The sequence below is a fragment of the Mycolicibacterium sp. MU0050 genome (assembly GCF_963378085.1).
GTDB lineage: Bacteria > Actinomycetota > Actinomycetes > Mycobacteriales > Mycobacteriaceae > Mycobacterium > Mycobacterium wendilense.
Genome location: NZ_OY726395.1, coordinates 3,388,597 through 3,404,347, shown reverse-complemented (window position 1 = coordinate 3,404,347; position 15,751 = coordinate 3,388,597). Strand labels below are relative to the sequence as shown.

General features: G+C 69.4%; 14 protein-coding genes. 1 reads left to right on the top strand and 13 read right to left on the bottom strand.

All coding sequences use genetic code 11. The features are described from left to right. Positions 1 to 23 precede the first annotated feature (23 nt). Complete coding sequence (locus tag R2K23_RS16165) at positions 24 to 518, top strand: MBOE_33420 family protein (protein ID WP_316510587.1); 495 nt, start codon at positions 24 to 26, stop codon at positions 516 to 518. Here R2K23_RS16165 and R2K23_RS16160 read toward each other — a convergent pair. The 13 genes from R2K23_RS16160 to nuoD all read right to left on the bottom strand — a co-directional run bounded on the left by R2K23_RS16160 (position 502) and on the right by nuoD (position 15,750). Continuing rightward, positions 502 to 1,320, bottom strand: a complete 819-nt coding sequence (locus tag R2K23_RS16160) for a thioesterase family protein (RefSeq protein ID WP_316510586.1) — start codon at positions 1,318 to 1,320, stop codon at positions 502 to 504. The genes R2K23_RS16165 and R2K23_RS16160 overlap by 17 nt on opposite strands. A gap of 35 nt (positions 1,321 to 1,355) precedes the next feature. Next, entirely contained in the window at positions 1,356 to 2,120 is a 765-nt protein-coding gene (locus tag R2K23_RS16155; protein ID WP_316510585.1) for an enoyl-CoA hydratase, read from the bottom strand. Positions 2,121 to 2,129: 9 nt separating this feature from the next. After that, positions 2,130 to 3,719 (bottom strand): NADH-quinone oxidoreductase subunit NuoN, encoded by a 1,590-nt coding sequence (gene nuoN / locus R2K23_RS16150; RefSeq protein WP_316510584.1) that lies wholly within the window; start codon positions 3,717 to 3,719, stop codon positions 2,130 to 2,132. Further along, positions 3,716 to 5,293, bottom strand: coding sequence for an NADH-quinone oxidoreductase subunit M (locus tag R2K23_RS16145; protein WP_316510583.1), 1,578 nt, complete (start codon positions 5,291 to 5,293; stop codon positions 3,716 to 3,718). Before R2K23_RS16145 ends, nuoN begins: the two co-directional genes overlap by 4 nt. Next, on the bottom strand, positions 5,290 to 7,173 hold the full coding sequence (gene nuoL / locus R2K23_RS16140; RefSeq protein WP_316517328.1) for an NADH-quinone oxidoreductase subunit L: 1,884 nt from the start codon (positions 7,171 to 7,173) through the stop codon (positions 5,290 to 5,292). Before nuoL ends, R2K23_RS16145 begins: the two co-directional genes overlap by 4 nt. Before the next feature lie 22 nt (positions 7,174 to 7,195). Beyond that, complete coding sequence (gene nuoK / locus R2K23_RS16135; protein WP_316510582.1) at positions 7,196 to 7,495, bottom strand: NADH-quinone oxidoreductase subunit NuoK; 300 nt, start codon at positions 7,493 to 7,495, stop codon at positions 7,196 to 7,198. Beyond that, on the bottom strand, positions 7,482 to 8,198 hold the full coding sequence (locus R2K23_RS16130; RefSeq protein WP_316510581.1) for an NADH-quinone oxidoreductase subunit J: 717 nt from the start codon (positions 8,196 to 8,198) through the stop codon (positions 7,482 to 7,484). Before R2K23_RS16130 ends, nuoK begins: the two co-directional genes overlap by 14 nt. Continuing rightward, the gene (gene nuoI, locus R2K23_RS16125) at positions 8,195 to 8,698 is read right to left on the bottom strand and encodes an NADH-quinone oxidoreductase subunit NuoI (RefSeq protein ID WP_316510580.1); all 504 of its coding nucleotides are present in this window, start codon (positions 8,696 to 8,698) and stop codon (positions 8,195 to 8,197) included. The genes R2K23_RS16130 and nuoI overlap by 4 nt, the downstream gene beginning before the upstream one ends. Next, on the bottom strand, positions 8,691 to 9,923 hold the full coding sequence (nuoH, locus tag R2K23_RS16120) for an NADH-quinone oxidoreductase subunit NuoH (RefSeq protein WP_316510579.1): 1,233 nt from the start codon (positions 9,921 to 9,923) through the stop codon (positions 8,691 to 8,693). The genes nuoI and nuoH overlap by 8 nt, the downstream gene beginning before the upstream one ends. Further along, the gene (locus tag R2K23_RS16115; protein ID WP_316510578.1) at positions 9,920 to 12,280 is read right to left on the bottom strand and encodes an NADH-quinone oxidoreductase subunit G; all 2,361 of its coding nucleotides are present in this window, start codon (positions 12,278 to 12,280) and stop codon (positions 9,920 to 9,922) included. The genes nuoH and R2K23_RS16115 overlap by 4 nt, the downstream gene beginning before the upstream one ends. A 97-nt stretch (positions 12,281 to 12,377) precedes the next feature. Beyond that, entirely contained in the window at positions 12,378 to 13,694 is a 1,317-nt protein-coding gene (gene nuoF, locus R2K23_RS16110) for an NADH-quinone oxidoreductase subunit NuoF (RefSeq protein WP_316510577.1), read from the bottom strand. After that, positions 13,691 to 14,443, bottom strand: coding sequence for an NADH-quinone oxidoreductase subunit NuoE (gene nuoE, locus R2K23_RS16105; protein ID WP_316510576.1), 753 nt, complete (start codon positions 14,441 to 14,443; stop codon positions 13,691 to 13,693). The genes nuoF and nuoE overlap by 4 nt, the downstream gene beginning before the upstream one ends. Continuing rightward, positions 14,440 to 15,750: an NADH dehydrogenase (quinone) subunit D gene (gene nuoD / locus R2K23_RS16100; RefSeq protein ID WP_316510575.1), complete on the bottom strand. Its 1,311-nt coding sequence runs from the start codon at positions 15,748 to 15,750 to the stop codon at positions 14,440 to 14,442. Before nuoD ends, nuoE begins: the two co-directional genes overlap by 4 nt. Position 15,751 lies beyond the last annotated feature (1 nt).

The following is a 15,751-nucleotide window of genomic DNA, read 5'->3' as shown; positions in this document are numbered from 1 at the left end:
GCGCGCATCTGCTATGCAGAGCCATGTTGCGCAACACCTGTGTCGCCGTCGCGACGGCGGCAACCGCTCTGACGGTCAGTCCGGCGGCGCACGCCGATCGCGCTGAACCGGTGCCGCTCTACGGTGCCTACGACACCTACCTGGACCATTCCCGGCAGACCTTCAACGGCCGGCCCGACGTCTCCGACCCGTCCGTTCAGTCGGCCAGCTTCACCACCCGGTGCGGTCCCGACGGCTGTGTCGCGAACTGGTTGCTGCTCACCGAGTTGGAGGACAACCCGGACGCCCCGGTGCTGTTCGACTACCGATGGAACGGCGACCGTTGGGAATCCAGCGGCGAGTACCCGTTCCATTGCGACGACGGCGGCACCGTGACCACCTTCCGGACCGACTTCCTGCGGCCCACCGGTGGCGGAAGTTTCTCGGGGGAGCGGACTTTCACCGTATCCGCGCCGGGCTGTCCCGGGGACGGTCCCGGTACCTACTGGCTGCCGTTCACCCTCACTCCGAGGACCTGACGAAGCTCCGCTTGCCGAAGTGCGGATTGGCGATCGCCGTCGTCACCCCGGTGCCGATCGGTCCGCGGGTGTCGAACAGGCTGGCCGTCCCGGTGGCCAGACCGGCCTCGCTGTAGTGCGACAGCGCCGCCATCCCGATGTACGGGCCTTCCGGCAGGCGGCACAGCGTCAGCGTGTAGTCGGCGTTGATGAATCCCAGTCCGGTCGTGGAGAACCCGGTGAGCGACGCGGTGACGTCGACCGCCAGGGCGGCCTGGACGAAGGGGCTGTTCGGCTCGCCGGCGACCAACTCCCGCACCTCGCGCACCCAGCCGTAGCGCGGCCCGTCGTGCTGCCAGACCATGCCCTCGCCGACTCCCGGGTCCCGCCCGTAGGGCTTGACGAACATCGGCATCGCGTCGTCGAACTCCGCGGGTTCGGTGGGCAGCGGCGGCATCTCGATGGGCGTGCTCCAGGCGGCCTCGCCGGGCTGTTCGCCGCGGCGCAGATACAGCGCCGACGCGCGGGCCACCACCTCGCCGTTCTGGGTGAGGGTGCCGTCGGTGGCCTGCATGCGGCTGCCGATGCGGAGCACCTCGGCGTGCGCCTGCACCGGCTCGGTGGCCACCCGGCGCAGCATGTCGACGGTCAGCCGGACCGGCAGCAGATCGGGGTCGGTGCGCTGGGCGTCGATGGCCCGGGCCAGCAATCCGCCGATGACGTGCCCGCCCAGCGTCGGGCCCCAGCCGCCCTGCGCGATGGCGTTGGGCTTGAACGCGTCGCCGTCCGCCTCGAAGTAGGGGGTCAGGGTCGCCTTCTGCATGTGCCGTCCTCGCTGAAAGGGTCTTACGGAGGTCCTTACAGTATCTGGCTCTTGTTGCGGGCGGTCACCTCGGCCCGGCGTTGCGCCAGGCCGGCGGCGTCGAGCTCCTGGGCGCCGGAGATCTGCCGCTCGGCGTCCAGCGCCGGGTCGGTGACCCCCGCCCAGCCCTGACGGTAGATCTCCTTGAGGCCGGCCATCGTCGGCGCATCCACCTCGGCGACCTGTGCGGCCAGCTCCACCGCCCGCGGCAGCAGCCGCTCGTGCGCCACCACCTCGGTGACCAGGCCGATGCGTTCGGCGCGGGCGGCGTCGACCACCTCACCGGTCATCGACAGCCGGCGGGCCATTCCGGCGCCGACCCGCTGCGGCAGCCGGGCCGTCATCCCGCCGCCGGGCAGGATCCCCACCCGCGCGTGCGTATCGGCGAACACCGCGCGTTCGGAGGCGATCAGGAAGTCACACGCCAGCGCCATCTCGAGCCCGCCGGTGAACACCGGGCCGTTGACCGCGCCGATCACCGGGATGGCCATCTCGGCCGGTTTCGCGATGCAGTTGTGGCTGCGGAAGCGGGCGAAGTACTCCTTGCCGAGCTGCTGGGCCTCCTTGAGATCGACTCCGGCGCAGAACGCCGGGTCGGTGCCGGTGAGCACGGCCACCCGCACCGCCGGATCGGCGTCGGCCTCGCTCAGCGCCGCGAACAGCGCCTCGATGAGCTCCTGTCCCAACGCGTTTCGCGCCCCGGGCCGGTTCATGGTGACGACGCGGACCGCGCCATGGTCGGTGGTGGTGACGACAGCCATGGTTCGACGCTAGCGCAGGAACTGCGTCGAGTTGTTCGCCAGGTCCAGCAGCGGCTGCGGCAGGGCACCGAGCACCACCGTGACTCCCGCGGTCACGGCTACGGTCGCCTTGCCGGTCCAGCTCGGCGCGACCACGACGGGCGCATCCGCGGGCGGGTCGGTGAAGAACATCCACACGATCACCCGGACGTAGAAGTAGGCGGCGATCGCGCTGGCGACGACACCGACCACCACCAGCGGCATGGCCCCGCCCTCGCCGGCGGCCTTGAAAACGGCGAACTTGCTGACGAACCCGCTGGTCAACGGGATGCCCGCGAATGCCAGCAGAAACAGCGAAAACACCACGCCCACCAGCGGATAACGGCGGCCCAGGCCGGCCCAGCGCACCATGTCGGAATCCTCGGCGCCGGTGCGGTCGCGGACCAGCCCGACCACGGCGAACGCCCCGAGCGTGGAGAAGCCGTAGGCGAACAGATAGAACAGCGTGCTGGAGATCCCGCTGTCGGTCAGCGCGATCACCCCCGTCAGGATGAAGCCGGCGTGCGAGATCGCCGAATATGCCAACAGGCGCTTGACGTTGGTCTGGCGCACCGCGACGACGGTGCCGATCACCATGGTCACGATGGCCACCGCCCACATCATCGGCCGCCACCCGCTCGCCAGACCCGGCACCGCGACGTAGAAGACCCGCAGCATGGCGCCGAAGGCCGCGACCTTGGTGGCCGCGGCCATGAACGCGGTGATGGGGGTGGGGGCACCCTGGTACACGTCGGGGATCCAGGAGTGGAACGGCACCGCCCCGACCTTGAACAGCAGCCCGACGGCGACCAGTCCGAGCCCGATCAACGCCATCGTCGACGATCGCCCGGTGGGCTCGGCCACCGCCTCGGCGATCCCGGCCAGCTCGAAGGTTCCGCTGTAGCCGTACAGCAACGCGATGCCGTACAGGAAGAACGCCGACGAGAACGCGCCCAGCAGAAAGTATTTCAGGGCGGCTTCCTGGGACAGCAGTCGGCGGTGCCGGGCCAGCCCGCACAGCAGATACAGCGGCAGGGAGAGCACTTCCAGCGCCACGAACATCGTCAGCAGGTCGTCGGAGGCGCCGAACAGCAGCATCCCGGTGACCGCGAACATCGTGATGGGGAAGACCTCGGTCTGCATGGAGCCGGCGCGGGTGGCCTCCTTCTCGGCCACGCTGCCGGGCACTGCTGCGGCCTGCGGCGTGAAACCGTCCAAACCGCCCGGGTTGCCGTCGTTCTCGGGTGGGGGGACGTGGCGCTCGGCGATCAGCAGCACTCCGAGGACGGCGATGACCAACACGGTGGCCTGCAGGAACAGGGCGGGTGCATCGATGGCCACCGAACCGACCATCGCCGAATTGCCCGGGCCGCCAACGAGATCGCGCAGCAGCAACACCACCGCGACCAATGCGGCGGTCAAGCCGCCGAGGCTCAACACCAGCTGGGTCCGGTACCGCATGCCGCGGGGGAAGAACGCCTCGACCAGCACGCCGGCCACCGCGACGCCGACGACGATCAGCATCGGCGAGAGTTGGGCGTACTCCACGGACGGCACGTCCAGGGCAAGCAGCGTGGTCATTCCGCTACTCCTTCCGCGACCACCGGGACGGCCGGGGCCGGGTCGGTGTGACCGATGGTGGTCAGGGTGTGCTCGACGGCCGGATTGATCACGTCCAGCGCGGGTTTGGGATAGATGCCGAGCACCAGCAGCAGCGCGATCAGGGGCGCGACGACGGCCAGTTCGCGGGGAACCAGGTCGCGCACCTTCTCGCTGCCGTCGGCGACGGGGCCGGTCATCATGCGCTGGTACATCCACAGCACATAGATGGCCGAGAGCACCAGCGCCGACGACGCGATCACCGCCAGCACCGGATATCGGGTGAACGTGCCGATGAGGACCAGGAATTCACTGATGAACGGCGCCAACCCGGGCAGCGACAGGGTGGCCAGGCCCGCCACCAGGAACGTCCCGGCCAGCACCGGCGCCACGGTCTGCACCCCGCCGTAGTCGGCGATCACGCGGGATCCCCGGCGCGACACCAGGAACCCGGCGATCAGGAACAGCGCCGCGGTCGACAGCCCGTGGTTGATCATGTACAGCGTGGAGCCGGATTGGCCCTGGCTGGTCATCACGAAGATGCCCAAAATGATGAAGCCGAAATGCGAGATCGAGGTGTAGGCGATCAGCCGCATGAAGTCGGTCTGCCCGAAGGCCAGCACCGCGCCGTAGACGATGCTGATGACCGCCAGCGCCATGATCACCGGGCCGAACAGCGAGGCCGAGTCCGGGAACATCGGCAGGCAGTACCGCAGCATGCCGAACGTGCCGACCTTGTCGACCACCGCCATCATCAGCACCGCGGTGGCGGGTTTGGATTCCACTGCGGCGTCGGGCAGCCAGCGGTGGAACGGCCACAGCGGCGCCTTGATCGCGAACGCCAGCATGAACCCCAGGAACAGTGCGTGCATCACCGCCGGGTTGACCGCCAACTCGCCGGAGGACACCGCGGCGACGATGGCGCGGAAGTCGAACGTTCCGCCGTCGAAGGCGTCGCTGCCGGCGGTCACCACGTACAGGCCGATGATCGCGGCGAGCATGATCAGCCCGCCGAACAGGTTGTACAGCAGGAACTTCACGGCCGCCCGGGACCGGCCGGCGCCGCCGAACCCGCCGATGAGGAAGTACAGCGGGATCAGCATGGCCTCGAAGAACACGTAGAACAGCAGCACGTCCAGCGCGCTCAACGCGATCAGCACCATGCCCTCGACGGCCAGCGTCAGGGCCACGTAGGCGTGCGGGGCGCGGCCGGACAACAGCCGCGGGGTGTCGTCGGCGTCGGTCCAACCGGCCAGCAGCAGCAGCGGCACCAGGACCGCCGTCAGCACCACCAACGCCAGCGCGATGCCGTCGAGACCGAGGATGTAGCCCGTGCCGAACGACGGGATCCACGCCATCTGTTCGACGAACTGATACTGCGCACCGGCCGGATCGAACTGCACGACCAGCAGCACCGCGATCGCCAGCACCGCCAGCGACACCGCCACCCCGGCCAGCTTGGCGAAGCGTTGCAGCTGCGCGGGCAGCACGATGATCAGCGCGGCGCCGACCATGGGCACGGCCCACAGCACGGTGAGGATGGGGAAGTCGGTCACCGCCACACTCCCGTCAGCACGACGGCGGCCACCATCAGGACGGCACCCGCGAGGATCGTCAGGGCGTAGGAGCGGGCGAAGCCGGTCTGGGTCCGGCGCAGCGCATCGGAGGCGCGGCCCACCAGCGTCGCCAGCCCGCCGCCGACACCCTCGATGGCGTGGTCGTCGACGCGCACCAGTTCGGCGGTGAGCTGTTGTCCGGGCCGCATGAACACCGCCTCGTTGAAAGCGTCGCCGTAGAGGTCGCGGCGGGCCGCGCGGGTCAGCGCCGACACGTCGGTCGGCGCGGTCTGCGGCACCGGTCGGCGCGCGTAGGCGCGGTAGGCGACGACGACACCGACGGCCACCACCGACAGCGTGATCACCGACATCACCCAGACCGGCACCACGTGGTGAGCGTGCACGCCGTCGGGGTTGACGACGGGCTCGAGCCAGTGCGCCAGCCGGCCGCCGAGGGCCAGCAGCGCGCCGGCGCCGATCGAACCGACGGCCAGCACCACCATCGGCAGCGTCATGCTCGGTGGGGATTCGTGCGGGTGGGTGTCCGGCGCCCAGCGTCGTGGGCCGAAGAACGTCAGGATCATCACCCGGGTCATGTAGAACGCCGTGATCCCGGCGCCGAGCAGGGCGGCGCCGCCCAGCAGCCAGCCGCGCAGACCGCCTGCGGCGAAGGCGGTTTCGATGATGGCGTCCTTGGAGAAGAAGCCGGCGAACGGCGGCACACCGATGATGGCGAGATAGCCCAGCCCGAACGTCACGAAGGTGATCGGCATCAGGGCGCGCAGCCCGCCGTACCGGCGGATGTCGGTCTCGTCGTTCATGCCGTGCATCACCGACCCGGCACCGAGGAACAGTCCGGCCTTGAAGAATCCGTGGGTCAGCAGGTGCATGATCGCCACGGCGTAACCGACCGGGCCCAGCCCGGCGGCGAGCACCATGTACCCGATCTGGCTCATCGTCGAGGCGGCCAACGCCTTCTTGATGTCGTCCTTGGCGCACCCGATGACGGCGCCGAACAGCAGGGTGACCGCGCCGACGACCACCACGGCGGTCTGCGCGTGCGGGGCCAGGTTGAACACCGGACCCGAGCGCACGATCAAATACACCCCGGCGGTGACCATGGTGGCGGCGTGGATCAGCGCGGAGACCGGCGTGGGGCCCTCCATCGCGTCGCCGAGCCAGGACTGCAGCGGCACCTGGGCGCTCTTGCCGCAGGCGGCGAGCAACAGCAGCAGACCGACGGCGGTCAGCGCGCCCGTGGAGGCCTCGGGCGCGCCGGCGAAAACGCCCGCATACGACAGGGTTCCGAACTGGGCGAACATCACGAACATCGCGATGGCCAGTCCGACGTCGCCGACCCGGTTGACCACGAACGCCTTCTTGGCCGCCGTCGCCGCGGACGGCTTGTGCGACCAGAACCCGATGAGCAGATAGGACGCCAGGCCCACGCCCTCCCAGCCGACGTAGAGGCCCAGGTAGTTGTCCGCCAACACCAACAGCAGCATCGCGGCGACGAACAGGTTGAGGTAGCCGAAGAACCGCCGCCGACCCGGATCGCCGGCCATGTAGCCGATCGAGTAGAGGTGGATGAGCGCGCCGACGCCGGTGATCAGCAGAACGAAGCACACGCTCAGCGCGTCGAGTTGCAGACCGAAGTCGACCCGCAGACCGGCGACCGGCACCCAGGAGAACAGTCGCTCGCCGATCACCCGGGATTCCGGATCGCGGCCCAGCAGATCCGCGAAAAGCGCGGCGGCCCAGGCGAACGACGCCAGCACGGTGAGGCACCCCAGCAGGTGTCCCCACCCGTTGGTGCGTCGGCCACCGAGCAACAGCACGCCGGCCCCGGCCAGCGGCAGCGCGATCAACGGCCACAACATGGTCACTCCCGTAGCCACCTGATCAATGCCTCAGCAGGTGGGCGTCGTCGACGTTGGCGGACTTCCTGGTGCGGTAGATGGCCATGATGATCGCAAGGCCCACCACCACCTCACAGGCGGCGACCACCATGGTGAAAAACGCCACCACCTGACCGTCGAGGTGCCCGTGCATCCGGGAGAAGCTGACGAAGGCGAGATTGCAGGCGTTCAACATCAACTCCACACACATGAACATGATGATCGCGTTGCGCCGCAACAGCACTCCGGCGGCGCCGATGGTGAACAGCAGCGCCGAGAGGTAGAGGTAGCTATCGGGGTTCATCGACGCCCCTGTCCTCGAATCCGCGCGGCACCAGAACGTCGCTGACCGAAAGGTCGGCCGGCGATCCGTCGGGCAGCCGCGCGGGCATGTCGACCGCGTTGTGCCGGGCGTACACCCCGGAACTCGGCAACGTGGTGGGATGGCCATGGCCGCGGAAGCGTTCCTGGGACAACTCGCGCTGAGTCTTGCGCCGGCCCAGTCGTTCCCGGTGCGCCAGCACCATGGCGCCCAGCGACGCGATGATGAGCAGCACGCCGGTCAGTTCGAACGCCCACAGGTAGCGCGTAAAGATCAGCGCCGCCAGATCCTCGACGTTGTAGGCCGGGTCGGGGCCGACGGTAGGGGTCCAGCCGGCGACCGAGGCGGTTCCGATGCCGGCGATCAGCAGCACTCCGAAGCCCAGGCCCGCGGCCGCGGCGGCGATGCGTTGTCCGCGAAGGGTTTCCACCAGCGACTCCGCGGAGTCCACCCCGATGAGCATCACCACGAACAGGAACAGCATCATCACGGCGCCGGTGTAGACCACCACCTGCACCACGCCCAGGAACAACGCCCCCTGCGCCACATAGAGCGCCGCCAGGCTGATCATGGTGGCGGCCAGGAAGATCGCCGAGTACACCGCCTTCGGCGCGGCCACGACACCCAGCGCGCCGACCACCGCGATGGTGGCCAGCACCCAGAACGCGACGGCCTCGGCGGTCATGTGACGTTGCCCAGGTAGTAGTCGTCGTCGGTGGCGCCCTCGGCCATGGCGTGCGGGGGAGCGGTCATGCCGGGTTCCAGCGGTGCGAGCAGCTTGTCCTTGCCGTAGATCAGGTCCGACCGGTTGTCGTCGGCCATCTCGTAGTCGTTGGTCATGGTCAGGGCCCGGGTGGGGCACGCCTCGATGCACAGCCCGCAGCCGATGCACCGCAGGTAGTTGATCTGATACACCCGCCCGTAGCGTTCGCCCGGCGAATACCGTTGCGCTTCGGTGTTGTCGGCGCCCTCGACGTAGATCGCGTCGGCGGGGCAGGCCCAGGCGCACAGTTCGCAACCGATGCACTTCTCCAACCCGTCGGCGTACCGGTTCAACTGATGGCGGCCGTGGTAGCGGGGCTCGGTGGGGATCTTCTCGTCGGGGTACTGCTCGGTGGTCGGCTTCTTGAACATCGTCGACAACGTCACCCCGAAACCGGCGAGTGCGTCGAGCAATTTAGCCACGAACCTCCTCCTTGCTGGGGATCGGCGGGACCGGGAAGTAACTACTGTCCGCGGTGTCGGGCAGCGGCGGCGCCAGGGCCGCGCGGCGGCGGCGACGCCCGCGGTTCCACGCCGCCAACGTGACGCCGACGAGCGCGGCGAACCCGAGGTAGATGGCGACGGTCACCCACGGGCCGGCCCCGTCGTTGCGCAGCGTCTTGGCGACCGCCACCGTCATGATCCAGGCCAGCGACAGCGGGATCATCACCTTCCAGCCCAGCACCATGAACTGGTCGTAGCGCAGCCTGGGCAGGGTGGCCCGCAGCCAGATGTAGAAGAACAGGAAGCCCCACACCTTGGCCACGAACCAGATCAGCGGCCACCAACCGGTGTTGGCCCCGTCGATCAGGCTGACGGGCCACGGCGCGTGCCAGCCGCCGAGGAACATCGTGGCGGCCAGCGCGGAGACGGTGGTCATGTTGATGTACTCGGCCAGCATGAACATGGCGAACTTCAGCGACGAGTACTCGGTGTGGAAGCCACCGACCAACTCGCCCTCGGCCTCGGGCAGGTCGAACGGCGCCCGGTTGGTCTCGCCGACCATGGCCACCAGGTAGACCGCGAACGACGGCAGCAGCAGGAAGATGTACCAGGTGTGGTCCTGGGCGGCGACGATGCCGGAGGTCGACATGGTGCCGGCGTAGATGAACACCGCCACGAACGACAGCGCCATCGCGATCTCGTAGGAGATCACCTGGGCCGACGAACGCAGCCCGCCGAGCAGCGGGTAGGTGGATCCAGACGACCAGCCCGCCAACACGATTCCGTACACGCCGATCGAGGTGACGGCCAGCACGTAGAGCACCGCGACGGGGAAGTCGGTGAGCTGCAGCGGCGTCTGGTGGCCGAAGACCGAGACCACCGGACCCATCGGGATCACCGCGAACGCCAGGATGGCGGGGATGACGGCGATCACCGGCGCCATCAGGTAGATGGGCTTGTCGGCGCCGGCCGGGATGAAACCCTCCTTGAGGGCCAGTTTCACCCCGTCGGCCAACGATTGCAGCAGCCCCCACGGTCCCACCCGGTTCGGGCCGTAGCGCATCTGCATGCGGCCCAGGATCTTTCGTTCCACCAGGATCGCGACCAGGACGGTCAGCACCAGGAAGGCGAAGACCGCCACGGCCTTGAGCAGGATCAGCCACAGCGGGTCATGGCCGAAGACGCTGGCGTCGGGGTGGGTCACGGCGCATCGGCCCGTTCGATGCGCACCACGTCGCCGGACGTCGCACCCAGTGAGTTGCCGACGGCGCTGCCGGGTGAGTTCATCGGCAGCCATACCACCCGGTCGGGCATCTCGGTGCACACCAGGGGCAGCGTGATCGCACCCCGGTCGGTGCGGACGGTGAGCAACTCGCCTTCGGCGACGCCGACCTCGGCGGCCGTGGTCGCCGACAGCCGCGCCACCGGCGCACGCGCGGTGCCGGCCAGGTGCGGCTCACCGTCCTGTAACCGACCGGCGTCCAACAGCATTCGCCAGGTGGCCAGCACGGCCTGGCCCGACATGGTGTCCACCTTCCGGGCCGGGTGCGCGGGGCCCGCCGCGGGCTCGCCCTGCCAGCTCGGGTCTTCGATGTCGCGCAGGCCGAGGTCGACACCCAACTCGTCGGCCAGGGTCTGCAGCACCCGCGCGTCCGGGGTGGCATTGCCCAGCAGTGCGGCCTCGAACGGCCGGGCCCGCCCCTCCCAGTTCAGGTACGCGTCGGCCTTCTCGACCACCGGCGCCACCGGGAACACCACGTCGGCCAGGGCGGTGACCTCACTGTGCCGCACCTCGAGGCTGATGACGAACGGCGCGGCGGCCAGGGCGACCCGGGCGGCGACCGGGTCCGGCAGGTCGGCGAGTTCGACCCCACCGATCAGCAGCGCACCCAGGTCGCCGGCGCCGGCGGCGGCCAGGATCCCCGCGGTGTCCCGGCCGGCGGTGGCGGGGAGTTCGGTGCTGTGCCAGGCGGCGGCGATGGTCGCGCGCGCGCCGGGGTCGGCGACCGGATGGCCGCCGGACAACAGGTTGGGCAGGCAGCCGGCCTCCAGGGCGCCGCGCTCACCGGCGCGCCGCGGCACCCAGGCCAGCCGGGCCCCGGTGCGGTCGGCCAACCGGCCCACCGCCGAGAAGGCGCCGGGACTGGTCGCCAGCCGCTCGCCGACCATGATGATCGAACCGGCGGGCAGTTCCGCGGCGAGCCCGTCGAGGGCCTCGGCCTCGCCGCCGGGCACGGTCATCACCAGCCGGCCGTCGAGCTTGGTCAGCCCGAGGGAGGCGAACGGCGCGACCGACAGCACCGACAGCCCGTTCTTGCGGACGGCCTTGCGCAGCCGCAGGAACACGATGGGGCATTCCTCTTCGGGTTCGAAGCCGACCAGCAGCACCGCCGGCGCGGCCTCCAGGTCGGCGTAGGTGACGGTCATCCGCCGGCCGGCGATCCGGGCGGCCAGGAACTCGGCTTCCTCCTCGCTGTGCGGGCGGGCCCGGAAGTCGATGTCGTTGGTGTCCAACACCATGCGGGCAAACCTGCTGTAGCCCAACGCGTCCCGCGCGCTGACCCGGCCACCGACCAGCACCCCGGCGCGGCCCACCGCCGCGGTCAGCCCGGCGCCGGCCACGCTGATGGCCTCCGACCAGGAGGCGGGGCGCAGCGCGCCGTCGGGTTCGCGCAGCAGCGGGGTGTGGATGCGGTCGCCCTGGGTGGCGTAGGTGAACGCCCAGCGGCCCTTGTCGCAGTTCCACTCCTCGTTGACCTCCGGGTCGTCCCCGGCCAGCCGGCGCATCACCTTGCCGCGCCGGTGGTCGGTGCGCTGCGCACACCCGGCCGCGCAGTGCTCGCACACGCTGGGCGAGGACACCAGGTCGAAGGGCCGCGCCCGGAACCGGTAGGCGGTGCCGGTGAGCGCCCCGACGGGGCAGATCTGCACGCTGTTGCCGGAGAAGTACGAGTCGAACGCCTCGCCGGGGGCGATCCCGACCTGCTGCAACGCGCCGCGCTCCAGCAACTCGATGAACGGGTCGCCGGCGATCTGGTTGGAGAAGCGGGTACACCGCGCGCACAGCACACACCGCTCCCGGTCCAGCAGCACCTGGCTGGACAGGTGGATGGGCTTGGGGAACGTGCGCTTGACGTCGTCGGTGAACCTGGTCTCGGGCCGACCGTTGGACATCGCCTGGTTCTGCAGCGGGCATTCGCCGCCCTTGTCGCACACCGGGCAGTCCAGCGGGTGGTTGATCAGCAGCAACTCCATGACGCCGTGCTGCGCCTTGTCGGCCTCGGCGCTGGTGTGCTGGGTGCGCACCACCATGTCGGGCGCCACCGGCGTGGTGCAGGACGCGACCGGCTTGCGCTGTCCCTCGATCTCGACGATGCACTGCCGGCAGGCGCCGACGGGTTCCAGCAGCGGATGGTCGCAGAACCTCGGGATCTGCACGCCCATCAGCTCGGCCGCCCGGATCACCAGCGTGCCCTTGGGAACCGAGACCTCGACGTCGTCGATGGTCAGGGTGACCATCTCCACCGGCGGGGCGTCGTGGTGGTGCTCGGCCAGCGTCATGCATCCACCTCCACTGCTGCGCGAGCGCTCATCCTGGTACGGAAAACGGGGTCGAAGCTGTACAACGGTGAGCGCTCGCGGGAGATCGGACCGGTCGTCATGCGTCCACCTCCTCCGGTGCGACGAGCATCGAGGCGCGCGGGTCGAACGGGCACCCGCCGCTCAGATGGGCCTCGTACTCGGCGCGGAAGTACTTCAGCGACGACTGGATGGGCATCGCGGCCCCGTCCCCGAGCGCGCAGAACGACTTTCCGAGCACGATGTCGGAGATGTCGAGCAGCTTGTCGAGGTCTTCGGCGGTGCCCTGGCCGTTCTCCAGGCGGTGGTAGATCTGCTTGAGCCAGAAGGTGCCCTCCCGGCAGGGGGTGCACTTGCCGCAGGACTCGTGGGCGTAGAAGTCGGTCCAGCGCGCCACCGCCCGCACCACGCACGTGGTCTCGTCGAAGATCTGTAATGCCTTGGTGCCCAGCATCGATCCCGCCCCGGCCACGCCCTCGTAGTCCAGCGGGATGTCGAGGTGCTCGGCGGTGAGCAGCGGCGTCGAGGAGCCGCCCGGGGTCCAGAACTTCAGCTCGTGACCCGGGCGCACCCCGCCGGCGTAGGACAGCAGCTCGCGCAGCGTGATGCCCAGCGGGGCCTCGTACTGCCCGGGGGTGGTGACGTGCCCGGACAGCGAGTACAGCGTGAACCCGGGGGACTTCTCGGACCCCATCGACTTGAACCAGTCGACCCCGTTCAGCACCACCGGCGGCACCGACGCAATGGATTCGACGTTGTTGACCACCGTCGGGCAGGCGTACAGCCCGGCCACCGCCGGGAACGGGGGACGCAGCCGGGGTTGGCCGCGACGGCCCTCCAGCGAGTCCAGCAGGGCGGTCTCCTCGCCGCAGATGTAGGCGCCCGCGCCGGCGTGCACGATCAGTTCCAGGTCGAACCCGGACCCGCCGATGTCGCGGCCCAGATAGCCGGCCTCGTAGGCCTCGGCGACGGCGGCCTGCAGTCGCCGCAGCACCGGGACGACCTCGCCGCGCAGGTAGATGAAGGCGTGGTTGGCCCGGATGGCGTACGCCGCGATGATCGCCCCCTCGACGAGGAAGTGCGGGGTGGTCAACATCAGCGGGATGTCTTTGCAGGTACCGGGTTCGGACTCGTCGGCGTTGACCACCAGGTAATGCGGCTTGACGCCCGGGCCGGTCGCGTCCTGCGGAATGAACGACCACTTGGTCCCGGTGGGGAACCCCGCGCCGCCGCGGCCCCGCAGGCCGGACTCCTTGATCAGCGCGATGATGTCGTCGGGCGGCATCGAGAGCGCCTTGTCCAGGGCGCGGTAACCGTCGTGGCGCCGATAGGTCGCCAGCGACCAGGGCTGCTCTTCGTCCCAGAACCGGCTCAACACCGGACTCAGCGCGGTCACTGCTCTCCCTCGCTCGCGGTCATGCCCAGCGCCTGGGCCACCCGCAGCCCGGCGAGTGTGGCCGCGCCCGGGCCGGATTGGTCCGGTGGCCGGTCCGGGTCGGGCAATCCGGCCAGGGTGCGCGCGGTTTCGGCGAACGAGCAGATCCGGCCGCCGCGGGTGGCGATCACGGGCTTCTCCGCGCGCAGCCGGTCGACGAGATCACGGGCGCTGGAAGGGGTTTGGTTGTCGAAGAACTCCCAGTTCACCATGATCACCGGCGCGTAGTCGCAGGCGGCGTTGCATTCGAGGTGTTCGAGGGTGATCCGGTCGTCCTCGGTGGTCTGCCCCGGTTGCACGTCGAGGTGCTGCTCGAGGGTCTCGAGAATCGCGTCGCCGCCCATGATCGCGCACAGCGTGTTGGTGCACACGCCCACCAGATACTTGCCGGTGGGGGTGCGGCGGTACATCGAGTAGAACGTCGCCACCGCGGTGACCTCGGCGTCGGTCAGTCCGAGTTGTGCTGCGCAGAAGGAGATTCCGGCGGCGGTCAGGTAGCCGTCCTCGGCCTGGACCAGGTGTAGCAGGGGCAACAGAGCCGAGCGCGACTGCGGATAGCGGGCGATGATCACCGCGGCGTCGGTGGCCAATCGCTCCGCGACCTCCGCCGGGTAGGTCAGCGGGCCACCGATGGGTGGCCCGGGTTCGTCGGGGCGGGGGCCCAGCGTGAGGTCGACGGTGCGGTTGTTGATCTGCTGGCCGTCGGTCATCGATCCACCCCGCCCATGACGGGATCGATGGAGGCGACCGCGGAGATCAGGTCGGCGACCATGCCGCCCTCGCACATCGCGGCCACCGCTTGCAGATTCGTGAACGACGGGTCGCGGTAGTGCACCCGGTACGGGCGGGTGCCGCCGTCGGAGACCATGTGCACGCCGAGTTCGCCGCGCGGGGACTCGACCGCGACGTAGCACTGGCCGGCGGGCACCCGGAACCCCTCGGTCACCAGCTTGAAGTGATGGATCAGACCCTCCATCGACTGGCCCATGATCCGGGCGATGTGGGCGGGGCTGTTGCCCAGTCCGTCGGGACCCAGCGTCAGGTCCGCCGGCCAGGCCAGCTTCTTGTCCTCGATCATCACCGGGCCGGGCCGCAGCCGGTCGAGGCATTGCTCGACGATCTTCAGCGACTGTTTCATCTCCTCGACCCGGATGACGTAGCGGTCATAGCAGTCGCAGTGGGAGCCGGTGATGACGTCGAATTCGTAGGTCTCGTAACCGCAGTACGGCTGCGCCTTGCGCAGATCGTGCGGGAGTCCGGTGGCGCGCAGCACCGGCCCGGTGACGCCGAGCGCCATGCAGCCGGTCAGGTCCAGGAACCCGATTCCGACGTTGCGCGCCTTCCAGATCGGGTTCTCGCGCAGCAACGCCTCGAACTCGCCGAGCCGGCCCGGCAGCAGCTTCAGCAGCGCGGCCACCTTCTCGACACCGCCGTCGGGCAGGTCGGCCGCCAGTCCGCCGGGCCGGATGTAGGCGTGGTTCATCCGCAGCCCGGTGATGGCCTCGAACACCGTGAGCACCTCTTCGCGCTCGCGGAAGCCGTAGAACATCGCGCTCATGGCGCCGAGTTCCATGCCCCCGGTGGCCAGCGCCACCAGGTGGCTGGAGATCCGGTTGAGTTCCATCAGCATCACCCGGATGACGCTGGCGCGTTCGGGGATCTGGTCGGTGATCCCCAGCAGCTTCTCGACACCGAGGCAGTACGCGGTCTCGTTGAAGAACGGGGACAGGTAGTCCATCCGGGTGACGAACGTGACGCCCTGGGTCCAGTTCCGGTACTCGAGGTTCTTCTCGATCCCGGTGTGCAGGTAGCCGATTCCGCAGCGCGCCTGGACGACGGTCTCACCCTCGATCTCGAGGATCAGTCGCAACACCCCGTGGGTCGACGGGTGCTGCGGCCCCATGTTGACCACGATGCGTTCGCCGGCGGAGCCGTGCGCGGATTCCCGGGCCAGTGCGACGATCTCGTCCCAGTCCTGGCCGCCGAGGGTGACGGTGCGTTCCGTGGTGTCGGTCATG